This window comes from Paenibacillus jiangxiensis, from assembly GCF_046098255.1.
In the GTDB taxonomy this organism is placed as follows: Bacteria; Bacillota; Bacilli; order Paenibacillales; family Paenibacillaceae; genus Paenibacillus; species Paenibacillus jiagnxiensis.
Genome location: NZ_JBJURI010000013.1, coordinates 37,425 through 60,887 on the forward strand (window position 1 = coordinate 37,425; position 23,463 = coordinate 60,887).

General features: G+C 53.3%; 15 protein-coding genes. All 15 read right to left on the minus strand.

The window, feature by feature from the left end:
• Nucleotides 1–6 precede the first annotated feature (6 nt).
• Nucleotides 7–1,602, minus strand: coding sequence for an ABC transporter substrate-binding protein (locus ACI1P2_RS14015; protein WP_355320483.1), 1,596 nt, complete (start codon nt 1,600–1,602; stop codon nt 7–9).
• Between the two features lie 36 nt (nt 1,603–1,638).
• Nucleotides 1,639–2,682, minus strand: a complete 1,044-nt coding sequence (locus tag ACI1P2_RS14020; protein WP_355320484.1) for an ABC transporter ATP-binding protein — start codon at nt 2,680–2,682, stop codon at nt 1,639–1,641.
• Nucleotides 2,669–3,646, minus strand: coding sequence for an ABC transporter ATP-binding protein (locus tag ACI1P2_RS14025; protein WP_355320485.1), 978 nt, complete (start codon nt 3,644–3,646; stop codon nt 2,669–2,671). The genes ACI1P2_RS14020 and ACI1P2_RS14025 overlap by 14 nt, the downstream gene beginning before the upstream one ends.
• Nucleotides 3,647–3,677: 31 nt before the next feature.
• Nucleotides 3,678–4,520, minus strand: a complete 843-nt coding sequence (locus ACI1P2_RS14030; protein WP_408976223.1) for an ABC transporter permease — start codon at nt 4,518–4,520, stop codon at nt 3,678–3,680.
• A gap of 87 nt (nt 4,521–4,607) precedes the next feature.
• The gene (locus ACI1P2_RS14035) at nt 4,608–5,627 is read right to left on the minus strand and encodes an ABC transporter permease (RefSeq protein ID WP_355320487.1); all 1,020 of its coding nucleotides are present in this window, start codon (nt 5,625–5,627) and stop codon (nt 4,608–4,610) included.
• An 81-nt stretch (nt 5,628–5,708) separates the two neighbouring features.
• Complete coding sequence (gene pruA / locus ACI1P2_RS14040; RefSeq protein ID WP_355320488.1) at nt 5,709–7,259, minus strand: L-glutamate gamma-semialdehyde dehydrogenase; 1,551 nt, start codon at nt 7,257–7,259, stop codon at nt 5,709–5,711.
• 18 nt (nt 7,260–7,277) lie between these two features.
• Nucleotides 7,278–8,474, minus strand: coding sequence for an ornithine--oxo-acid transaminase (locus tag ACI1P2_RS14045; protein ID WP_355320489.1), 1,197 nt, complete (start codon nt 8,472–8,474; stop codon nt 7,278–7,280).
• Between the two features lie 76 nt (nt 8,475–8,550).
• A complete protein-coding gene (locus ACI1P2_RS14050; protein ID WP_355320490.1) occupies nt 8,551–9,471 on the minus strand; it encodes a proline dehydrogenase family protein in 921 nt (306 codons plus the stop codon).
• Nucleotides 9,472–9,555: 84 nt separating this feature from the next.
• Nucleotides 9,556–11,211, minus strand: a complete 1,656-nt coding sequence (locus ACI1P2_RS14055; protein WP_355320491.1) for a M20/M25/M40 family metallo-hydrolase — start codon at nt 11,209–11,211, stop codon at nt 9,556–9,558.
• A gap of 353 nt (nt 11,212–11,564) precedes the next feature.
• Complete coding sequence (locus ACI1P2_RS14060) at nt 11,565–12,317, minus strand: IclR family transcriptional regulator (RefSeq protein ID WP_355320492.1); 753 nt, start codon at nt 12,315–12,317, stop codon at nt 11,565–11,567.
• A 337-nt stretch (nt 12,318–12,654) separates the two neighbouring features.
• Nucleotides 12,655–18,186 carry an S-layer homology domain-containing protein gene (locus ACI1P2_RS14065; RefSeq protein ID WP_408976224.1) on the minus strand — a complete coding sequence of 1,844 codons (5,532 nt, stop codon included), beginning with the start codon at nt 18,184–18,186 and terminating at the stop codon, nt 12,655–12,657.
• A 455-nt stretch (nt 18,187–18,641) separates the two neighbouring features.
• On the minus strand, nt 18,642–19,163 hold the full coding sequence (msrA, locus tag ACI1P2_RS14070; RefSeq protein ID WP_355320494.1) for a peptide-methionine (S)-S-oxide reductase MsrA: 522 nt from the start codon (nt 19,161–19,163) through the stop codon (nt 18,642–18,644).
• Nucleotides 19,164–19,256: 93 nt separating this feature from the next.
• Nucleotides 19,257–19,721 carry a GNAT family N-acetyltransferase gene (locus ACI1P2_RS14075; protein ID WP_408976225.1) on the minus strand — a complete coding sequence of 155 codons (465 nt, stop codon included), beginning with the start codon at nt 19,719–19,721 and terminating at the stop codon, nt 19,257–19,259.
• Nucleotides 19,722–19,873: 152 nt separating this feature from the next.
• Nucleotides 19,874–20,506: a 50S ribosomal protein L25 gene (locus ACI1P2_RS14080; protein WP_355320496.1), complete on the minus strand. Its 633-nt coding sequence runs from the start codon at nt 20,504–20,506 to the stop codon at nt 19,874–19,876.
• Nucleotides 20,507–20,707: 201 nt separating this feature from the next.
• Entirely contained in the window at nt 20,708–23,107 is a 2,400-nt protein-coding gene (gene pulA / locus ACI1P2_RS14085; protein WP_408976226.1) for a type I pullulanase, read from the minus strand.
• Nucleotides 23,108–23,463 lie beyond the last annotated feature (356 nt).

Consider the following 23,463-nt stretch of genomic DNA (forward strand, 5'->3'; position numbering starts at 1 on the left):
TCATTTTCATTTCTCAATACGCACGTAATTGTACTCGCTGAAGCCGGTGTAACCGATGGCCTCGTCGGAGGTAGGAGCTCCTTTTACATAAGAGTGGGCCGGTACAATGCCTACCCATTCCGAGATCGGATAGAGCGGCATGTCTTCGGACATGATGCGCTGTATCTCTTCATAATACGGTTTGCGTTCCTCTTCCATCGCCTTGGCGACGCCTTCCTTCAGCGCTTGATCGAGCTCAGGATTGCTGTAGCCCATAAAGTTGCTCGCTCCCTCGCTGCCGACACGTGATCCGACGGCTCCGACATCCGGTCCCTGATAGCCGCCCAGCATCGTCAATTCAAAATTGCGGCTGTTCACAACCTCTTCTTCCCATGTGGCGTAATCCATCACGCTCAGCTTGACGTCAATGCCGACCTGGCTCAGTTGGTCCTTGACAACAGTGGCTATATCCGAGAAGGCTCCTCCCTCGAACAGCTTGAAGGTAAGGGACAAGTAATTGCCATTGCCATCGGGGGGGAGCCCAGCTTCTTCCAGCAGCTGCCTGGCACGTTCGGGATCATAGCCAGGCACCTTGTATTGATCGCTCAGCGCCCACTCATACACCGGTGAAATAAACGAAGCCGACGCTTGTCCTTGGCCCTTCATGGCCCGCGCAACAATCTCCTCATTATTCAGCGCATAAGCGATTGCCTGCCGGACCTGCGGTTTGTCAAACGGGGCTTTTTCCATATTAAAAGTCAAATAATAGCGGGAAGGAAACACTTTGGGATTTACGGTGATATCCGGATTGTTCAGCATGCTCTGCACCTCGGAGCTTGGCGGATCGGTACCCAGAATATCCAGCTCGCCGTTGTAAAAGGCCTGCACCATTGTATTCGGATCGGTCATGATGGAGAATACAAGCCGGTCAACGCTCGGAACCTGGCCGAAATAGTCTTCATTTCGCTCCAGCGTAAGATTTACGCCTGTCAGATATTCCGCAAACTTGAACGGTCCGGTGCCGACAGGCTCAACCGCTGTTCCCGCATCCCAATTGTCTCCGCCATAAATATGCTCGGGCACGATAAATGTCGCATACCAGGCCAGGTAGCCAAGGAAGGTCGCATCCGGCTTGGAAAGCTTGATGACCACCGTATTGTCGTCAGGCGTAGTCACCTCCTGCATGCTGCTCAGATTGCTGACGGCAAAACCTGCTCTCTCGCGGATGGAATCCAGAGTGAACTTGACGTCCGCCGAGGTGAACGGCTCTCCATCATGCCATTTCACATTTTCATGCAGCTTAAATGTGATCTCCTTGCCGTCCTCAGACACGCTCCATTCCCTGGCCAGATCCGGAATGATCTCCTGATTATTGTTGATCTTGATCAGCCTGCTGAAAATATTTTGGGCGGCGGCGTAAAAGTTGTCGTCCGCTCTGGCGCTCGGGTTAAAGGTCTGCGGATCGCCGCTTGCTCCGACCACGAGTGTGCCTCCTCCGCCAGAGCCGGAGTTAGAGCCGCTGTCCTGACCTTCCTCTTTACCGCTCCCCGACCCGCCGCAGCCTGAGAGCAGGGAAAATGTCAGCAGCAATGTCAGCCACACGATAGCCTTTCTTCTCATCATGGATCCACTCCCTTAAGTCAAAGTTGTTCGTCTGCTTTAGCCGCTCGTTGCACCGCCGCTGATAGGCTCACCGTCCGCGGAGGAATATGGGCATGCCACGTGGTGTCCCGGCGACACCGTCCGAAATGTGGGGTAATGCAGCCTGCACTCCTCCCGCCGCTCGTAGCAGCGGTCATAGAAGTAGCAGCCCGGCCCCGTATCTACGGGTGTCGGGGGCTCGCCGTCAATATGGATGAATTCCTGATCGTCTGCGGCGGCATCCAGCGGCGCCGAATTGGAGATGAGCGCCTTCGTATACGGATGCTGCGGACGGTGAAGCACCTCATCGGTCGGGCCAATCTCCACGAACCGGCCCAGATACATGACGGCCACCCTGTCAGATATATACCTTGTCGTTGTAATGTCATGGCTGATGAACACCATGGCGGTATTGCGCCTTCTACACATGTCCGACAGCATGTTGATGATGTCGGCCCGGATGGACACGTCCAGCATGGAAATCGGCTCATCCGCCACCAGGAACAGCGGGTCCAGCAGCATCGAGCGTAAAATGGAAATGCGCTGCAATTGTCCCCCTGACAGCTCATGGGGGAAGCGGTACAAATAATCTCTCGCTGGCGCCAGCCCTGCTTCCTCCATCCGCTGCTCGCACAGGGCCAGCCTTTCCTCGTGGCTTCCTCCCACGCCGTGAAGCCGCAGCGTGTCCGTCAAAATACGGGCAATCGTATGGCGCGGATCAAAGGTATCAAACGGATTTTGAAATATAATTTGCGCTTTGCGGCGGAAAGCCAGCGGGCTGCGCTTCAGCATAGCCCGGGCGGATTCTCCCAGGATGTCGATTTCCCCGCTTGTCGGACTTTCAAGCTGAACGAGCAGCTTGCCGAGCGTCGATTTGCCGCAACCGCTCTCCCCGATAATCCCGAGCACTTCACCCTGGTCGAGCGTAAAACTGACCCCATCAACCGACTTGATGTCGCCCGTTTTCTTTGCGCCGCCAAACAGAGACAAGGAACGGCCCCGCTGCTTGAAGTGCTTTTTTACATCTTCCACGACAACGACTGGCCCGTTATTGTGCGGCATGCTCCTCACCTCCTATAAAGTGACAGGCCGCGCGCCTTGACACGGAATAAGCCGTGTCCGCTGGCGTCACCTGCCGGCAAACCGGCATGGCATGCTCGCACCGGTCCGCAAACACGCAGCCTTGCACGGGTGAGCTCAGATCGGGCAGCGAGCCGGGAATGCCGCGGATATTGTCTTTGGCACCTTTGAAGGAAGGCAGAGAGCGCAGCAGCCCTTTCGTGTAAGGATGAAGGGGATGCCGCAGAACATCCTGAACGGGCCCAAACTCGACGAGATGCCCGGCATACATGACTGCTACCTTCTTGCAGGCTGCCGCCACTACGGACATATCGTGGGTAATCATGATGCGTGCGATGCGGAGCTCGCGTTCCAACTCCATCATCTCCCTGAGAATCTGCCCCTGAGTAACCACGTCAAGTGCCGTCGTCGCCTCATCCAGAATGAGCAGCCTGGGCCTGTGCATCAGGCCGAGGGCGATGGATACCCTCTGCATCATGCCGCCGGACAGCTCATGCGGGTACAGGTCATACACCCTGGCAGGGAGCCTTACAGACTCCAGCAGCTTGATGATTCGTTCTCGGAGCTGCTTTTTGTTCAGCCCTTTCTCCTGCAGCCGGTATATATCCGCCATTTGTGTCCCGATGCGGTGGACCGGGCTGAGCGAGTTCATCGATTTCTGGAAAACGACCGCCAGCTCCTTCCACCTCAACCGGGCCAGCTCCAGCTCTCCCAGCTTCAGCAACGGCTGGCCGCCAAATATAATCTCCCCTTCCACCCTGGCCGTCCGGCTGGGCAGAAGACGCAAAATTGCCATGGCGAGGGTGGATTTGCCGGAGCCTGATTCCCCCACAATGCCGACGGAATCCTGCTCTTCTACCTCCAGCGAAACTCCGTTGACAGCCGTAACCGCTCTGCTGCCGGTATGGTAGGAAACCGACAAATTACGAATTTGCAAAAGCGCCATGCCGTGCACCTCCCTTAAATCGTCAATGATGTTAGCGCAGCTTCGGGCTGAGCACCTTGTTGAGTCCGTCGCCGATCAGATAAAAAGCAAGCACAGTGATCACGATCATCAGACCGGAGAACGTCGAGATCCACCAGCCATTTGTCAAATAAGAGCGGCCGTTATACACAATTTGCCCCCAGCTCACGACATTCGGGTCTCCCAGGCCGAGGAAGCTCAGGCTTGATTCCGTCAAAATCGCGGCCGAAATATTCATCGTTGTATTGGCAATAATCGGGAAGATCCCGTTCGGCATGATATGCCTGAATAGAATCCTCGTACGGCTTTCCCCTACGGCAAAGGAGCTGAGCACAAAGGTCCGCTCCCGCAGGGACATGGCCTGAGCCCGCATCAGTCGGGCGTTGCCTACCCAACTCGTAAGTCCGATGACGATCATGACATTCAGCATGCTGCCGCCGAAAAAAGCGATCACGATCAGAATCAGAAAAAAAGTCGGCATCATCAGAAAAACGTTGTTCAGCTCGGTCAGCACCGTGTCAGTCCTGCCGCGGTAAAATCCCGCGATCCCGCCCAGCACTGTGCCGATGACCCCGGATATGAACGCGGCGGTTACCCCGATGACAAGGGAGGTGCGTGCCCCGTACACAATCATGCTGAACACATCCCGGCCTAGCCCATCCGTTCCAAGCAGGTGCTCTTTGCCGGGAGACACAGCCATGTCGTCCGTCAGTTCCTGCGGTCCATGGGTCGCAATCAGCGGTGCAAATGCCGCCATAATCAGCAGCAGACAGAGGATGACGAGCCCTGCCTTCAGCTGTGATACGGAGCTGATATGTGTCAAGGCTCGCTGCAAAGTGCTCGGTCTGCGTGTCATTTCCATCCTTTACATCCTCCTTCTGCGGCAGTGTATAATCCTGGAGATCAAAGCGGCTTGTCCCATATCACATCCGAAATCATGTCCTCAGTGATAGCGAATGCGGGGATCAATCCATGCATAAACGATATCCGTCAAGATCATATTGACGGCCACCGACACGGATAAAATCAGATACAGCCCCATCAACAGCGGATAGTCGCGGCGGGAAATGGCATTCATCATGAAATTGCCCATGCCCGGCCAGGAGAAGACAATTTCAATAATGGCTACACCGGTAATGATATAAGCGAGTGTGATACCGAACACCGTAACTGTCGGGAGAATCGAATTTTTGAAAATGTACTTAGAGAAAATGCGGCTTTCTTTCATGCCGGCGGCCCGGAATGTCGTGACGAAATCCTCGGACATCACTTGAATGACAGAAGCGCGGGCAATTCGGAAGAAATAGGGGATATTCAGCAGCGTGAGCGTTAGAGCGGGGAGAAACAGATGCCTGAGCACGTCCGCCACGTACTGTATGCCTTCATAATCAGCCCGCATGTCGACCATGCCTGCCGTTGGAAACAGCTTGAGCGTGGACGCGAATACCAGAATGAACATCATCCCGAGCCAGAACGGAGGCATTGCGTCGAACAGGTAGGATAAGCCGCTAAGCGATGTATCAAGCTTCGAGCCCTGCCGTCTGGCACAGTGAATACCGAGCGCCGTGCCGATCATGACCGACAAAACCGCCGTCGTCAGAGCCAGAAGCAGCGTAGGGCCGATGCGTTCCGCAATCATCTCCACTACCGGCCGCCCGCTGAGAATGGACTCTCCCAAATCCCCCTGAAGCAGCGTTCGGATATAAGCGCCGAACTGCACCAGCACAGGCTGATCCAGACCATATTTGGCGCGCAGCGCAGCTTCCATTTCCGGAGACGGGCTGTCCTTACCGGACAAGATGCTGACGGGATCGCCGGGAGCAAGATGAATAAGCATAAAGTTAAGAAAAATGGATACGAGCACGATCAGAGCGCCAGTAAGTGCTCTTCTGGCGATATATCTGGTCACTTGCGCCACCTCCACGGTCAAATACTCTGCTGCTTCAATGTGCAAAAGTCTCACCCTAGTGCTCTGCTTTCCTTCACCTGGTGTAAAGGGACAAGCGGCACACAACGTACCGCTGTCCGTGTTTGGAGATAAGCATCATAATTTCTCGGAAATAAGTTTGAGCTGTGTGAACTGCAACAGATAGTCAGGTCCGCCGGCTTTGGAATCCGTGCCTGACATATTGAAACCTCCGAACGGATGAACGCCGACGAGCGCCCCCGTACATTTGCGGTTGAAATAGAGGTTGCCGACATGGAACTGCTCCCTGGCCTGCTCCAAACGGCCGCGGTTTGCCGAAAATACCGAGCCGGTCAGCCCGTATTCTGTGTTATTCGCAATGTCGAGCGCCTGCTCGAACGATTCGGCCTTGCAAAAGGCCACCACCGGACCGAAGATTTCCTCCTGCATAATGATCCCATCAGGAGCGGCGTCGGCGAAAATCGTCGGCTCAATGAAGAAGCCTTCCTCTCCTGCGGTGCCTCCGCCGGTCACAAGGCGGCTTTCCTTCTTCCCCTGCTTGATATAGCTTAAAATTTTATGGTAAGCCGCCTCATCGATCACCGGACCGGTTGAACTGGACAGATCGCCGGCTGCGCCGACTTTAAGCTGCCGGGTTAGCTCCGTGCAGCGCCGGAGCACTTGCTCGTACACATCAGTATGCACAATCGCGCGCGAGCAGGCCGAACACTTCTGTCCCGAGAAGCCGAAGGCCGAAGCGACAATCGCCTGGGCAGCCGCTTCCAAATCAGCCTCGCTGTCCACGATAATAGCATCCTTCCCGCCCAGTTCCCCGACAAAACGCTTCAGCCACTTCTGCCCGGGCGAGGTTTGAGCCGACAATTCGAAAATACGCAGCCCGACTTCCTTTGAGCCTGTAAAGGAAATGAAGCGTGTAAGCGGATGGCTTACCAGCAAATCGCCGATCTCTCCCCCGCTGCCCGGCAGGAACTGCACAACTCCCGGCGGCATTCCGGCTTCCTCCAGCAGGGCGACAAAGCGGGCGGCAATGACCGGTGTCGCGCTTGCCGGCTTCAACACCACCGTGTTGCCTGCCACAACAGCGGCCGTTGTCATACCCGCCATTATGGCCAGCGGAAAGTTCCAGGGCGGAATGATGATGCCGACGCCAAGCGGGATATAGCGCAAATCGTTGTCTTCCCCTTCGAGGGTGACTAAGCGTGAAGCAGCCGTCGTATCCAGCTCGATCATTTGGCGGGCATAATACTCCATAAAATCAATGGTTTCCGCCGTATCCGCATCCGCTTCGGCAGCTGTCTTGCCAGCCTCCAGCATGAGCCAGGCACTGAACTCATGCTTGCGTCTGCGCAGCAGCGCTGCTGTCTTGAACAGCAGTCTCGCCCGCTGCTCGCCTGGCACCCGTGACCATGCAGCAAAGGTTTCATGCGCGGACTGAATCGCCTGCTCAGCCAGCTCCGCATCAGCCTTGGACACACGTCCGATGACTTCTGCTTTGCGGGAAGGGTTGATGGAGTCGAAGCTTGCCTCTGTTTTCACCCGGTTTCCGCCTATAATCAGCGGATACTCCTGACCCAGCTCCGCCCTCGCTTTATCCAGAGCAACTTCGATTGCCTTGCGGTTCGCCTCATTGCTGAAATCCGTAAATGTTTCAGGACGATATGGCACCATGCTCATCTCACCTTTCCTTTATTCTATTTGGAACACCCGCTCGATTCTCTCAGCCGCCCAATCCAGCTCCTGCTCGGAAATGGTCAGCGGCGGGGCCAGCCTGATGACATGCTCATGCGTCTCTTTGCAGAGCAGGCCCTCCTGCTGCAGCCTTTCGCAGTAAGACCGCGCAGTGCCTGCCGCCTCGATCGCGATAAACAGCCCGCGCCCGCGGATTTCCACAATATCGGGATGATTTAGCCTCTTCAAACGGTCAAGAAGCCTGGCTCCCAGCCGCAATGAGCGTTCAGCCAGCTTTTCCTCTTCAATGACCTTTAGGGCAGCCACGGCGACGGCGCTTGCCAGCGGATTGCCCCCAAAGGTGGAGCCGTGCGACCCCGGTTCAAACAGGCCGAGAATGCTGCGGTCTGCGGCAACCGCAGATACCGGCAGCACGCCGCCACCCAGCGCCTTCCCCAGTATGTACACATCAGGCACGACCCCCTCCCAGTCACAGGCAAACCGCCGTCCTGCCCGGCCGAAGCCAGTCTGGATTTCATCAGCTAACAACAGCACGTTTTGCTCCGAACACAGGCTGCGGACCTGCTGCAGGTATCCGTCCGGCGGAATGACAATTCCCGCTTCCCCTTGAATAGGCTCCAGCAGGAGTGCAGCTGTGTTCGGATTTATCGCCTGCTCCAGCGCTTCAATATCACCGTATGAAATGATGCGGAACCCGGGTGTAAACGGGCCGAACTCCGCCCGGTACGCAGGCTCTGAGGAGAAGGAAGTGACGGTCAGCGTCCTGCCATGGAAGTTGCCTGCACATACAATGATTTCCGCCTGGTTGGCAGGAATCCCCTTTACCCGGTATCCCCAGCGGCGTGCCGCTTTGATGGCAGTCTCCACCGCCTCAACGCCCGTGTTCATCGGCAAAATCATCTCTTTGCCGGTCAGCCCGGTCAGAAGCTGCAGCAGCTCCGCCAGCGGTTCGTTGTAGAAGGCCCGCGAAGTCAGCGTAATCCGGTCCGCCTGGCGCTTCAGCGCCTCGATGATCCGTGGATGGCGGTGGCCCTGATTGAGGGCGGAGTAGCCGCTCAGCATATCCATATACCGGTTCCCTGCCGAATCGGTTACCCATACCCCCTCCGCCTCCGCAATCACAATCGGCAGCGGATGATAATTATGCGCCCCCAGCCGCTCCGTCTGCTCCATAATGGATTCCATTGTAGACATATCAGGCACCTCATTCCTTATGCCGTATTAACGGCATTCGTTTTTTTAAAAGTTTGAATGCCACACCGGGTCATGATCAGCGCTTAAACATCGATTTCAGCACAAAGCTTACATTTTCAGGACGCTCCGCCAGTCTTCTCATAAAATACCCGTACCAATCGATGCCGTACGGCACATACACTCTCATCCTATAGCCCTCCCGCGCCAGCTCGCGCTGCAGTTGGGGGCGAATGCCGTAGAGCATCTGAAACTCAAAGACATCGCGCGGGATTCCTTTTTCGATGGTGCAGGTTTTAACATGTTCGATAATTCGGTCATCATGGGTCGCTACAGCGGCATAGTGTCCGCGTTCCAGCTGAATACGAATCAGACGGATAAAGTTTTCGTCCACCTCGCTCTTTTCCGGATAGGCAACTTCGGGCGGCTCCTTGTAGGCTCCCTTAACCAGCCTGTAATTGGGGGCCAGATATTCCAGCCGCTTCATGTCATCCTCCGTCTTCCGCAGATAGGCCTGCAGCACAAGTCCCACATGCCCGCCCCCGTAATCGGCATGAAGCTGTTCAAATATGCGGATGGCCGGCTCGTTATGGGCATAGTCCTCCATATCGATCCGCACAAATCCGCCATGAAGCTTCGCCTCCCCGACAATGCTCCGCATATTGGCCATGCATTCATCCTCGGACAGATCAAGCCCGAGCTGGGTCAGCTTAACCGATACATTGGAGCGTATGCCGGAGGCGGCTATGGCTCTCACCGCGCTCACAACCTCCAGCGCCGCCTCTTCCGCTTCCTCCCTGCTCGCCACGAATTCGCCCAGATGGTCCAGTGTCGCCTCAATTCCTTCCGCGTTCAGTTCTTTCACCTTCTCGACGGCGGCTGTAAGCGTCTCACCCGCCACGAAGCGATCCGCTCCCAATCGAAGCCCGTGCGATTTGGCCATTCGATTGGCCGTACGGTTCTTCGACAGGTAGAGCAAGGTGTTTCTCATGATCTCCATTTCGGTATCCTCCTTTCTCTGAATACATAGAGCGATGGGGGGAATATACGTCTATCGACGTAATTCAAAGAAGTCAGACCGCAATTATCGGAAGTTGGCATAAGTATCGGCTGTCTCAGCGGATGTGCGGAAGGCGGCATGAACAGTTTCCGGGAGCATCTGCGCAAGCGTGCCAAAGGCATATGCGCGATCGAGGCGCTCCGTCCATTTATGGGCATCTTTTCCTACCGGTCCGACATTAAGTACAGGGGCGGATATTCGCTTTAAATCTTCGATCGGAATGCTGTATCCGCGCCCCCAATTCGGCATACTGCGGGCCAGGGTTTGCAGGGATGCCGGGTCCGCCGTGCTGGCATAGCTCAGATCGGTAATTCCCGGCATGTAATGCCTTGTTGCAAGTTCCACTCCGCATTCCTTGCTTGCGAAAGCCCGCAGATCCTCCACAACCTTCCTGATGAACGGATTGCTCCCGGAGCATACGGCCGGATAATAGGGCGGGGCAAAAAACAAGATCATCATCGGCGCCAGTTCTTTGCAGAGCAGTGCAAGCTCATCCGTGAGCATAATGGCCACATCCCGGTCATCTGCAGCTCCTTTACCGGCCACGGTGCGGTCCATGAGTTGCTCCACCCGTTCCTGCCCTTTCGTACGGCAGGCATAGTCAAACAACTCATCATAAGTCAGCGTTCGGATCTTCAAATCCTTGATGGCCATACCGCCATGAAACAAGATGTAGTCCGATTTTTGCGCGTAGGCTTCCTCCATGCGCTGAGCCGCCCGTTTGGCGGCGGCCAGCAGCGGCTCCTTTACTTCATCAGCCGACTTACTCATCATAAGCAGGTTAAAAAGCGTAACCGCACGAAAAGGCGTCTGTACCGAATATTCCTTTTTGAGTCCGCGTTGAATCAAATTGGTTGGCGGCGATGTTGCCTCACCGTCCTCCATTTCGCAAAATTCCGTATTCAGCTCGATTTCACAGGTGATCTGGGAAGCCATGTAATTGCCGTTCAGACCCGCCATCGACTCTCCGACATGGGTTTCCTTGCCGAAGCATAGAAACCCGGGAAGCACCTTGCCGATCGTTCCAGTATATATATACCGGTTTTGGTCTTCCACATTCTGAAAAAGCATCGGCTCCGAATTTAAAATCATCTTGTAATTCAAGCCATGAAGCTGTGCCATGTGTGACAGTATGCTTACCGCAGCTCTCATGCCGCTCGAATTGACTTCTTCATCTGGAACGGCCAGCAGCAAAATATTGCCTTCAAATTCTCCGAGTGATGCTCTTTCCAGAAGCGACAGCTGCAGGACGAGCCCGCATTTCATATCCATCACGCCCCGTCCGAATACCCAATCGCCATTGGCAAGATCATCTCTGGCCTCTTCGGGAAGCAGCCCGGGATGGGCCCGAAAATGCTCCGTCAGCGCTTCAATGTCAAAAGCCTGCCCGGCAAACTCACCGTAGTCCTCTACACCCACTACATCAAAATGGCTAAGCAGCACTACCGTATCTCCGGCAGCTTTTTCTGAGCGTACCAATGCGGTCAGTACGCTGTTCCCGTCATCCAACAGACGGGTTTGCACCAAATCGGGTCTGGTCTGAAAATAAGCAAGTTCTCTAATCCGCTCCGCCAGCCAAATGGGAAACTCCTTTTCGGCACGACTGCCCGTAATGCTGGGGATACGGACAAGGTCGGCAAGCAGACGGGAAAGCTGGTCCGGTGTTGACCATTTTTTCATCTTCTTCACTCCTTGCGGCAGAACCGCGCATACCATCCGCTGGAAAGAGCCGGTACGACGGCGGCTGCGACAAATTGTATTCATTTGCATTCCGTATGCTCATGGTGAGGGAAATGTAAAATCAGATTTGAAGAGGTTCTAAGGTGGGGTGGAATCATTTTCCTGAAGTGCAGATCACAGCTGAAAGTAATTATGAGAGGGTCAAAAAGGGTGTGGTATAGATGTGGTGTAGTAGTTCGATTAGAGCAGCAAAAGTGGAAAATGATCTATTGCGGTAGCCTTGTATCGGAAACAATTAAAGCACTTCTTAAATACTTTTTCCGTATTACGGAAACTATTTCCGAAAACAAGTTTCAATAAATGGCGGTCTGCAAACCGCCCATTTTGGCCGAGATTTCTCTGGCTGAGCTGATAACCATCTTACTGAGATAGCCCAGTCTCTCCTGCGATATTTCGCCCTTGGGGACACCGATGCTGAGTGAGCCGGCTACTTTCTGCCCGAAGCCAATGATTGGAGCAGCGACAGAAGCTGTCCCTTCCGTTCGTTCACTGTAGCTGACACAGAAGCCTGCTTTCCTGATCTCAGACAGCCTGTTGAATAATTTGCTTCGCTCGGCAGGATCAGCAATAAGAACGGACAGAATGTCCTCCGCTTCAGCAGGAGGCATGAAGGCCAGCATCGTTTTGTTCGGGGCTCCGATGTGCATATCTATACGCACGCCCAAAGTATCAATGACCTTCAAGCTTGAGGGGCTGTCGATACGCTCAATCAGGATCGCATAAAGCCCGCTCGGAATACTTAAATAGATGCTTTCCTTGACCTCTTCCGCAAGCCTCTCCATTACAGGACGTGAAGCGGTGCGCAAATCCATTTGTTCCAGCTGGCGCAAACCGATTTCCATCCAGCGGGGGCCAACGGTGTAATGCTTTGTTCCGGCAGCCTGGCTGACCAGTTCATGCTTCATCAAGGACGCGATCAAGCGATGGGTTGTACTGAGCGGCAGGCCAAGCCGGTCGGAAATATCTGAAATCGGCCAGTAGCTTCTTTTGGAATCGGAGGTCAGCAGCTGGATGATCTGCATCGCCCGGTCGAACGACTGAATCATGGTCTAACTCCTCTTTTGGGAAGCTTCTTTCTTAAAAATGATGTTAATTTTTATTCTTTGTATTGTCAATAAAAAAATGATTTTTCGCTGTTTTTTTGTTAAAACCGTTTTTTCATGTCATAAAATATTACGTATAGCGCTTTCAAAAAAAGCTAAGCAGACCCGCTGAGGTCATCCCCATTCATAAGTTGAATTAAAAAGAAACAGGATTGCACCTGCAAGCATGTAAAGCTTGTGTGCAATCCTGTTAATTTGACTCATCCTGCTTCAGCAAATTGCTGTATTGATCAGGTATCCGGCCAGCTGCGCCACTGTCTAATCTGATATCTCCCGCAGCTTATTGCGCTTGCCGTGTCTCAAGGGCGTTCAAAAGCAAAGTCACTACTTCAGCACGGGTTGCTTCAGCCACTGGATTAAATTGATTCTTGCCTGCGCCCTGCACCAGACCTGCCTCGGCAGCAGCAGCCACATACGGTGCAGCCCATGCCGGAATGCGGGCGGCATCGGCGAACGTTGGCTTCGCAGCCGGGTCAACGGTCAGCCCGAGTGCCCTTACCATCATCACAGTCATTTCGGTTCTGTTCATTTTCGCAGACGGACGGAAGGTTCCATCCTCATATCCGCTAATAATGCCCAGTTGTACAGCTTGTGCCACGTAAGAACGTGACCAGACTGGAATTTTGCCTGCATCCTTAAAGGATAGCTCGTTACTGCTGGTCTCAAGGCCCAACGCACGGGCCAGTATAACTACAAATTCAGCTCGGCTTGCAGCAGCGTTAGGGCGGAACTCGCCATTTTCATAGCCGTTAACAATACCAAGAGTTACAGCCTTCTGAATCGCCTCTCTCGCCCAGTGATTAGCTGTATCGGAGAAGTTGATGCTTGTTGTCGGCGGTACCGTTGTGCCACTTGGCGACCCCGGAGTTGTCGGCGTCACTGGAGTGGTTGTCTCTGGATTCGTTGGCTTGGTCGGCGTGGTTGTGCTTCCTCCGCCAGAGCTTCCACCGGAGCTTCCGCCAGAGCCGCCACCACCTGAATTACCGCCGCCTGAACCCCCGCCACTGGAGCCGCTGCCAGGAAGAGCAGCACCCTTGAGATCGATAATCCGTTCTTCCACTCCTTGCTTCACTACACCCACTCGCTGCAGATGCTCAAGGAATACCTCATAATCAACGAGATTCAACTCATAATGACGTTTATCCGTCTTGGCCGCCTTCATGGAGCGATAGAAATCACCACCATCGGCCATAAACGAATTCGCAGCAACGATATAATATGCATTTGGATCAATATCACTATAGGTTCCGTCAGCATTCTTGATCTGGACTCTCCGAACACGTTCGCCAACCTGTGTAACCTGTCCGGTAGTAGCGTCAATCTTCTCCCCTGGCTTGGTCGAATCATAATAGAAGCGCAGTCCTGATACTTGCGGGAAGCGGCCTTCACCGGATTCGACCCCGCTGACGCCATTTTCCAGAGCTGCTGTAATTTCCTTGCCTGTCATCTTTAGCGCTGTAAGGTTGTTGCCGAAAGGCATCATCGTCAGCAGTCCGCCCAGCGTAATATCTCCCTGGGGCAGGGATGCCCGTATACCTCCACCATTCTGGATGGCTACGTACCCTTTCACATCATCCACCTGTACGATGCTTTTGACTTTCGCAAGCATGCCGTCAGTCATCAGGTTGCCCAGATTGGTCTCCTGCTTGCGCACACTTCCGCGTTCTCCGTTCAGAAGCACATCTGTGCGGCCCACAACAGTTCTCTTGAAATCATCCAGCTGAGGGGAATATTCCGACAGGATTGCCGCTGCCTCCGGATCATCCGGGTACACATAGGCTCCGGAAGCATCCTTCTGATCCAGATTCAGCAGGGATCCTTCCCAGCTTTGCAGAACGCCCTCTTCATTAAAGGTAACATCCAACTGTCCCAAGGATTGGTTGTATTCTCCTGTCTGTACAATCAGCGTTGGCTCTGCCTGATCATTCACCACCACAGGCGCAGACAGCTTCGTATGCGAATGACCGCCTACAATAATATCAATGCCCTGTACAGCCTTCGCAAGCTCCAGGTCTACAGTGTAGCCCAGATGTGATACAGCGATAATCTTGTTAACACCCTCGCCATTAAGCATTTCTACAGTCGCATTTGCACTGGCCACCTGATTGCGGAATACGATATGATCCCCCGGCGAAGACAGTGCTACCGTGTCTGGTGTCGTCAAGCCGAAAATACCGATCTTCTCGCCATTCACTTCTTTGATGATGGCCGGATAGATCGCGGCCTTCTCACCTGGCTGGCCGATTTCATTGCGGTACAGACCAGACAAGCTCGGATCATTCGTAAAATCAATATTGGAGCTGACAAACGGGAACTCCGCCTTTTTGATGAAATCGGCCAATACGGCCGGGCCTTTGTCAAACTCATGATTTCCGAAGGTCATCGCGTCATAACCTGCCAGATTCATGAACCGCAGATCGGCCTGTCCATTAAACAGGTTAAAGTACAGTGTGCCCGAGAACACGTCTCCCGCGTCCAACAGCAGGGTATGATCGTTGCGCTGCTCCTTAATCGCCGTAATACGGCGCGCCACATTGTCCAGATGAGCGTGCGTGTCATTGGTATGCAGCACGCGCAGCTTGTAACCGTCGTCCTCAGGAAGATCCGTGAAGGACAGCTGAGCCAGCAATGGATCGTGGTCACTTACCCGGCCATGTGCTTCCTCGAAATCCGCATTCACATGAACGGCCTCGATCGCAGCGGTTTTGGCAGTCCGGCGATCTGTCAGGATATGATCCAGCGTCTGGGAGTTGCCATCATAGATATAGGAATAACGCTTGTTTTCCGGAAGCTGATCTACCAGGTTGCTAAGCTCCTGGCCCCTCACCAAATTCAATGTTTTGGAGAATTGGAAATCATTAAAATCTCCCAGAGCCACGACTCTGACGTCAGGATCGCGTTCAACCAGCTGCTTAACGAAGCCGTTCAAGATGGCAGCCTGCTGGGCGCGCTGCACCTCACTGCTGCGCACCACCGGCTGTACACTGCCGAATGGCTTCAGATCACCTCCCTTGGAGTTGAAGTGGTTGGCGATGACAACCACACGCTCACCCTTGAACGAGAATTCTGCTGCCAAGGGCTTACGGGAGCTGGCGAATGCCTCATCTCCCGGTGCAATCCGGCCAGGATTCAGCGACAGACTGCCATCCGCATTTACCTGCACACCCGTAGTAGAGTCTCCCTTGACCGTATTGTCCGTCAGGCTTACACGCGCGGGGTTATACAGGAAGCCAACCCGGATGTTCGCTCCCGGCGCCCCGCCATCCTGATTGTTGACCGGTGCAATGTCTGTATAGCTGTAGCCGATTCCACCCTTATCCTTAATAGCATCAATCAGCGTCTGGAAGCTTTGATCTGCAGCCGTTGCACCGCTGTTCGTATCCCCGTCGTTGTCCTGAACCTCCATAACACCGATGATGTCCGGCTGTTTCAGATTATTCACCATAATACTTGCAATCTTCTGGGCTCTTGCTGCGTCCTTCTTGCTAAAGTTCTCTACATTGAACGTGGCCACAGTCAGCTTGTCATCAGCCGGTTCAATAGTAGTGACGGCCTGACTCAAGCTGCTTGGAATGACTTCCGGAAGGTTGCCTTCCGGTTGAATCTTGAAATTCCCTGAAGAATAATTCATAACACCTGTGACAGATCCGTTCAGCTTATCACCGGTCTTGACTGCTCCGGATGGCTTTTTGCTAATAAATATCCGCTGCGGGTTCAAGGAGCTCTCGAATTCCGCGCCTCCGTCTCCACGCAGAATGACACCACCTGCTGGCGTGCGCAGCGGATTGTTAGGCTCGTTATCTACTACGACAGCAAGTCCTGGCTCACTTGAATAGGGGCCTACAATCGTTGGCTGATTGATCTCTACTCTCATGCTCTCCAGACTTTCGAAGAAGTCAATGGCATCCTGCTCTGGATTGAACATACCAAGACTGTCGGAATCAATCATATTAGGTATGACTCGTCCGCCTGTCCCAAGGGTGACTGGAGCAGGCAAAGCTGCGATTGTATTCTCCTTTTGAATGTCACTTGCCACAATCTGAGTAACTGTCAGTTCATTGGCAGCTGGCAGGTACTCCTTGACCTGACCGCTTACCTTCACCGGGGTACCTACAGTCACGCCATGTGACGGGCGATACACCTGAATGGCTTCAGAGGTGGCATCGTTGTCATCCTCTTTGCCCGCATGTTCCTGCATGGTGAAGGTGCTTCCGGATACGGAGGTAACAATCCCCTCAACTTCCTTGACCTCCATGCCATTAAACAGCGAGTTTTGGGAGCTTCCCTGAATATCATGGATGCGCAGTCCCTCCAATGAAGGAAGCACTTTGTATGCGAAGGTATGCACACTGCTGATTTCATTGTTGCTGACCGCAATTGCTTTGATGGTGGTATCTTCCTCAACCACAATCGGTGCTGAATACAAGGCGGATTGCGTAGTAGGCTCTTCACCGTTCAGCGTGTAATAGATTTGTGCCCCGTCCTTCGGTGAGGTCAGTGCCACCGAGCCGCCCTTTACAATACCGCCAGCCGGAACACTGGCTTGTACAGACAGCAGGCGCTCGATCACGTCTGATGCATCCCGTGGCAAGAGCTCCAGACCGTAGCTTGTGTTATAGGTCAGCACACCTGTAATCCGTTCATAGGTCTTGCCTGCAGCAAGAGCTGTGGGAGCATTCTTGGCATAGATGGTAATCTCCTGATCGCTGTGCGTGTCTTTACCATAGAAGGTTGTGCTGCTGCTGCGGGCGATTTCTGCTTGGCTAATCTCTACAAGCATGCCTTCATAGCGCTCGCCCGGACCTTTACCGCCCCCGCTTGCCGGTGCAAAATCTGCAGAGGTCAGCTGGCGTGGCGCTGGAAGTTCCTGAGCGTGGTCAGTTACCTTCACATACCCGCCGGTAAAACCGCTCTTGTTCACTTCCAGTTGAAGCAGACCGTTATAGACCGTTAACGGGCCATAAGCCTCGATGCGGTCGCCGACCTCAACAGCAGACTCGCTGGCGCGAACAACAATGCCTGCGTCACTGTCCTGAATATAATAATTGGTCAGACCGCCGGATACCTCACGGTAGGTTACAATGCCGCGTACGGCAACCGGTGAATTTTCAGGCAGCTTTCTGGCATCGGTGATGCTGATTGGAGTAGTATCGGCAATGGTATACTGGAAGCTGGTAATCGCGCTTGGCTCCAGCCCGCCCTTGCCTGCATACGCTTGAATGTAAGTATCTCCGGTAACGGTAATTGGCGTATCATAAAGTGTGAATTGCGCATTAGGACCGTAATCCGTGCTGTAGTAAATATAGGCGTCATTCGTAACCGTGCTCAGCTGCACCTGCGTGTTGATCGGCACCGGTCCGGAAGGCGGTGCAGCCTTTACAGGAGCTGTCTGCGTGTCCGGTGTGCTGTCGACTAATGCAAAGGTTGTGGACGTAGTGGACCTGATTCCTTTTGTACTAAAATAAGTGCTGAATGTGCCATCGCTTACGCGGATTTTCTGCTGGAATACATCAGGATTTGACTGTAATCCGAAGCTGCTGCGCACACTTGCAGGAAGCTGCACAGGCATCATCTTGCTCACATTCGTCTCGTTGGGACTGGCCGCGATGGCTATGTTGGTATCTCCGCCAAACGGCTCCGTCTGCTTGACATTGGTTGTGCTTGCATAAAAGCCAACCACATAACCTTCAACGGATATCGTTGAATCATCAACGGTACGATCTAATGCCTGGTCTACCGTAATGACCTCGCCCGCTGCCGCTGCACGGTCTGCGAACAGCCCGGCTGGAACCGCTGCGCTAATCATTACCATGAATATGAGCATCCACTGGAAGACTCTTCTTACCTTCTTGCTGTACATTCATTCAACCCCTATTCATAATAATTGGCATGCGCTTACAATATGTCTGCCTGTAAAAAAGCCTGTCCAAGGCGATACAGCTTGTACATCATATGAGCATCAACTGTCTAATAACACTCCCGGCCCATACGAGCTTACACCTCACCCCACTTTATGCCTCTTGTGCATAGGGACATACAGCTGCTTTGCAGCGACAGCAGATGTACATTTTCAAGCGGCGAATGACAGCCTACAAATCCCTACTATCTGGGAACAAGACAACGGGAGCAGGCACTTCATCAGTGTAGGTGCTTTCTGTAAATTGAGCTTTATGTTTTTGTTAACATGATGTGAATTTGGTAACAAAAAAGCAGACCCAGCGGATCTGCTCTCGGCTTTATTTAAAATCTATGGAAGAGGCCCCGGGATTAAGCCTGCCAATGCTTCTCGATGAACTCGTCCCGTCCCGATTTTTCACGATCTTCCTTGTAATGCTTCGTATTCTTCTTATGGTAATCCTGGTGGTAATCTTCCGCAGGATAGAATACAGCCGCAGGCAAAATTTCCGTTACAATAGGCTTGTCAAATCTGCCGCTCGCCGCAAGCTCCTGTCTGGAGCGCTCGGCCGCTTCCCGCTGCTGCTCATTATGATAAAAAATGGCTGTCCGGTACTGCGGTCCCCTGTCATGAAACTGGCCGTCCGGGTCCGTCGGATCGACCTGCACCCAGTACAGCTCCAGCAGCTTCTCATACGGAAACAGCTCCGGATCAAACGTGATCTGCACAACCTCGTAATGCCCTGTCGTGCCCTTTTTTACTTCTTCATAGACGGGGTTCTCTGTCGTTCCGCCCATATATCCGGATACAATGCCGTGAATGCCGGGCAGCTCCTCAAACGGAGTGACCATACACCAGAAGCATCCGCCGGCAAAGGTCGCTTTGTGCGTCATAAGCTCATTTCTCCTCTTCAGCATTTACATCGCGGATAAGCCTATCCGCGCTTATTAATTATAGTGCTTGTACATGCTTAAGCAAACAGCAGGTCACACTTGTGGCACTTCCTGGGGTTCACCCAGCCGTTTTACAAAACGGTGCCCCGTCACCTCGAACCCGTTTTTCTGGTAAAAGTCATGTGCCAGCACCCGTTCCGGCTTCAGACCGCTCGTCAGGAACAGCGTATGCGCAGCCCGTTCAGCCGCCCATTTTTCAACAAAGCGGATCAGCTCTCTGCCGATCCCCCGCCCCTGATACTCCTTTTTAACGACAAATGCGGAAATTTGCACGGCAAAGCCGTCACTCTCATAATACAAAACATCCTTGCACCCGGCCATGCCTGCAACTCTTCCTTCAAGATCCGCAATCCAGGTATGGCTGCTGGAACTCCTTCCAAACTGCTCCATACGCGCTTTCATCTGACCGGCCGTTGTGGGATAGCCCAAATCTCCCATTAACAGGGCCAGTTCCTCAACATCGGACGGCTCATATTCACGGATTACGATTTTCTGCACAAGGTCATCCCCATTCATGTCCTAGCTTTTTTTAAAAGTGTAGCATCCGGACCCGGTTTATTTCCATCCCTTTTTCAAAAAAACTGCCCTTGAACCACTATGGCTCAAGGGCATTCTGTTCAGGCAAATCAGCCTGTATATTCCGTTAACTTTTACGAAGCATCTTCTGCTCCCTCGGCTGCCTCAGCTTCCCTTGCATTGTCGGCCGCCTCATTTTCGGCTTCAACCGCACGCGGAATCACAATGGAAGCAAGCAATTCTTCTGTAGGGGAAATCAGCGTTACCTTGTCAGGCAGCTTGATGTCTCCCGCTGTCAGCTTGTCCCCGACTTCCATGCCTGAAATGTCGGCCCCGATCAAAGACGGCAGATCATCCGGTAATGCCTCGATCTCAAGCTCTGTTTCCTGTACCTGCAGGATGCCGCCTGTTTTGGTGCCTGCCGCAGTGCCCTGATAATCGATGGCTACACGGACACGGATCGGTTTGTTTTTGGAAACTTTCAGAAAGTCAGCATGCAGCCATTGGCCGTCACGCTCCTGATAATCCTTAATCAGCACCGGCACCTTGCGGCCGCCTTCCAATACAAGATCCAGCATCTCCGTACGTCCGGTCCGGATCACTTTCTTGAATTCCTTGGCATCCACACTTACCGGAGTCCCCTCCATATCGGAGCCATACACAACCGCCGGAATACGGCCATTCAATCTCAGCTTGCGCAGTTCTGAGCGTTTCGTCTCCGTTCTCGGCTCCGCCGTCAGTTGATTGCTTTTATTGCCGTTAGCCATAGTATATAACCTCCTCCAGGTTCTCTTCACAAGTGGCTGTGCCTTGATATTCGGGCGGCTGCCGCAGCGGCAAGCCTGCAAGCAAAACAAGCCCCATAAATATACCTTAACCATTTTACAGAGCGTTGACACATTTTATGCAAAAAAAAGACGCTTTTTTTCTCATAAAAGAGATAAAGCGTCTTAGCTGCTCCGGACCTGTTATACCGCTCGTACCGCCACCGATCCGCTGTGAATCATGACCCGGATAGGCTCGTTCCCGTCACCAAGCTCCAAATAGCGGTCCATATCGATATCCTTGTCCTCCCACTGGTTCAGCCTGAAAATATACCCGATCCTCCGCACATGCGGTGCCACCCGGATACGTGCTACAGCCCGTCCCTCCCTGGTCATCGTGAGTGGAACATGGCCATCCTGTACACCGGTACCCCAAACCCAGACGTTCCAGCCTTCGTACTGACCGTCCGGACGCTGGTAATACATCTCGACCGTGCGGAAGCGCCCATCCTGCTTATGGATCTTCGTCATTTCACTGTCCGTATTTCCTTCCTCATCGGAATGCTGATCATCCATGCCATCATACAGCACCATCATGGACCAGCGCGGAACCGTCACCCTGTCACCCTCAGCGATGGAAAGCGTCTCCGTGCCTGCCTGGCAATCATTAACGACAATGTGCCACCGCTCCGAATCATCAGGCAAAAACATCGTTTCATCCCGATCAGAGCCGTTATAAATTACCACTATATTTCTCCAGGTGTCCCCGTTGGCATATCCATGAAGCCGGAAGGCAACCACATGATCGGAAGCGCGCAAAATTTCCAGATGCCGCTCCACCTGTTCCCGGGTCCTCATACGGAAAGCGGGGTGGCTGCGCCGCAGCGCAATCAGTCCTTGATAATAGCGGAACACCGGCAAAAAGCGGGCTTTATTGCCCCAACGGATCGCATTGACTTCATCACCGCTGCGGTAGCTGTTGTGATCTCCATACTTGGAGCGCATCATTTCGTCGCCCGCTTGAATAAACGGAATTCCCTGGGAGGTGAGGACCATGCCGTTGGCCAGCAAGGAGCGGCGCACCGACTCTTCTTTCAGCAAATCATCCCCGTTCACCCAGCGGTACGGATCCGCGGCTTCCACCGCCTGCGCCGCACTCCGTCCATCTGCAGGCACACCCTGATTCCATTCCGGAAAAGAACACACATGGCGCAGATGGCGGGCTGTAATAATTTTATCCCACAAATTCAGATTATCGTGGGCAGTAACATAGTTGATTGTCTCGGAGGGAGCCTCGGTAAAATCGTATATAGCCCCGCGGATTCCCTGCACCACATCGTCTTCTTTGCCCCAGGCGCCGGTTGCAAATCCGGTGCCCCAGCCGTCGCTGTCGCCTTTAACCGCATTGCGGTAATTGTCGTTGAAAACGGCAAAGCCTTTGCCCCGCTGCGCTCCCTTCAGCGTTTTGTGCTGCAGGGGCGAATCGCCGCCCGTCCACGGCTCCCCGTAAATCATCATGCCTGGGAACACCTCGCTGCGCAGCTCTTTCGTGAGCTCTTCAACGGTAGGGGTATCGATCAGGCCCATCAGGTCAAAACGGAAGCCGTCCACATGATACTCCTCGGCCCAAAACCGCAGCGAATCCTTGATGAACTTGCGAACCATCGGCCGCTCGGTCGCCAGCTCATTGCCTACCCCCGAACCGTTGGTCAACCTTCCCTGCTCGTCTGTGCGGTAAAAATAACCGGGAACCACCCGTTCAAACGGCCCATCATCCACAGCAAATGTATGATTGTACACCACATCCATAATGACACCGATGCCTGCGGCATGAAGTGCCTGTACCACCTGCTTGAACTCGCGGATTCTTACGGCTGGGTCCGCAGGGTCACTGGCATAAGAGCCTTCAGGCACGTTGTAATGCTGCGGATCATAACCCCAGTTATAGCCTGAGCGGTCCCCCGCGGCCACTGCCAGCTCATTGACCGTCTTGTAATCCGGCACCGGCATCAAATGCACATGCGTAACACCAAGCTCCTGCAAATGATCGATGCCAATGCGATTGCCCTGCGCATCCTTCAGCCCTGTTTGCACAAACATCTGAAAGCCTCCTTGTCCCCCCTTAAAGGGAGCTTCCGGATCGGAGGAAAAATCCCGCACATGCAGCTCGTAAATAACGGCATCCACCGGTTCCCCATGCTGGGGGCGAACGTCATTTTTCCAGCCTGCAGGGTTGGTTTCAGCCAGATCGATAATGGCGGAACGCTGTCCGTTAGCCGAAACGGCGAAGCTGTATGGATCAGCGGCATAATGCGGCTCTAAGCCCGGCAAAGTGACAAGATACATATAAAAATAACCTTTCCAATCCCCTTGCAGCTTCAACGACCATACGCCATATTCATTCCGGGTTAGGGGAAATTCGCGGCCTCCGCTATGATCCGTTACATTACCTTGCTCATCGTATTCACCCGCATCTTCGTACAAAGACAAAACGATACGCTCCGCTGTTGGAGCCCATATGTTAAAAAGACAGTAATCCTTCGTATAGGTCAAACCAAGGTCCCGGCCATAATAAACCGGAATGAGAGATGCTTCATTTCTCATTTGCATCACCACCATTATTTTCAATACTGCGGTATCATACTCACTTTGGAAATCACATAATACCCCGATAAGCCGAATCTGTCCACTGACCAATACTACCATTTATGCTTCCTGAACCTCTTTCGTATACCTTCGCGCCAACAAATATATCAGATATTACGGACTTATTTCCTGCCGCCGTTAGCCTGTCGAATATCGAAGAGGGAATCACTCTTCTATATATTCTATGCCATGCCAAGCATTGCTGCTATAGTCCGGCATAGAGTACCGGCCACAAGCTTAGAGTCACATATGTATATACACAAAAAGCACCCAGGCGTATGAAGGGCCTGAATGCTTTTCTGCTCAGTAAATAA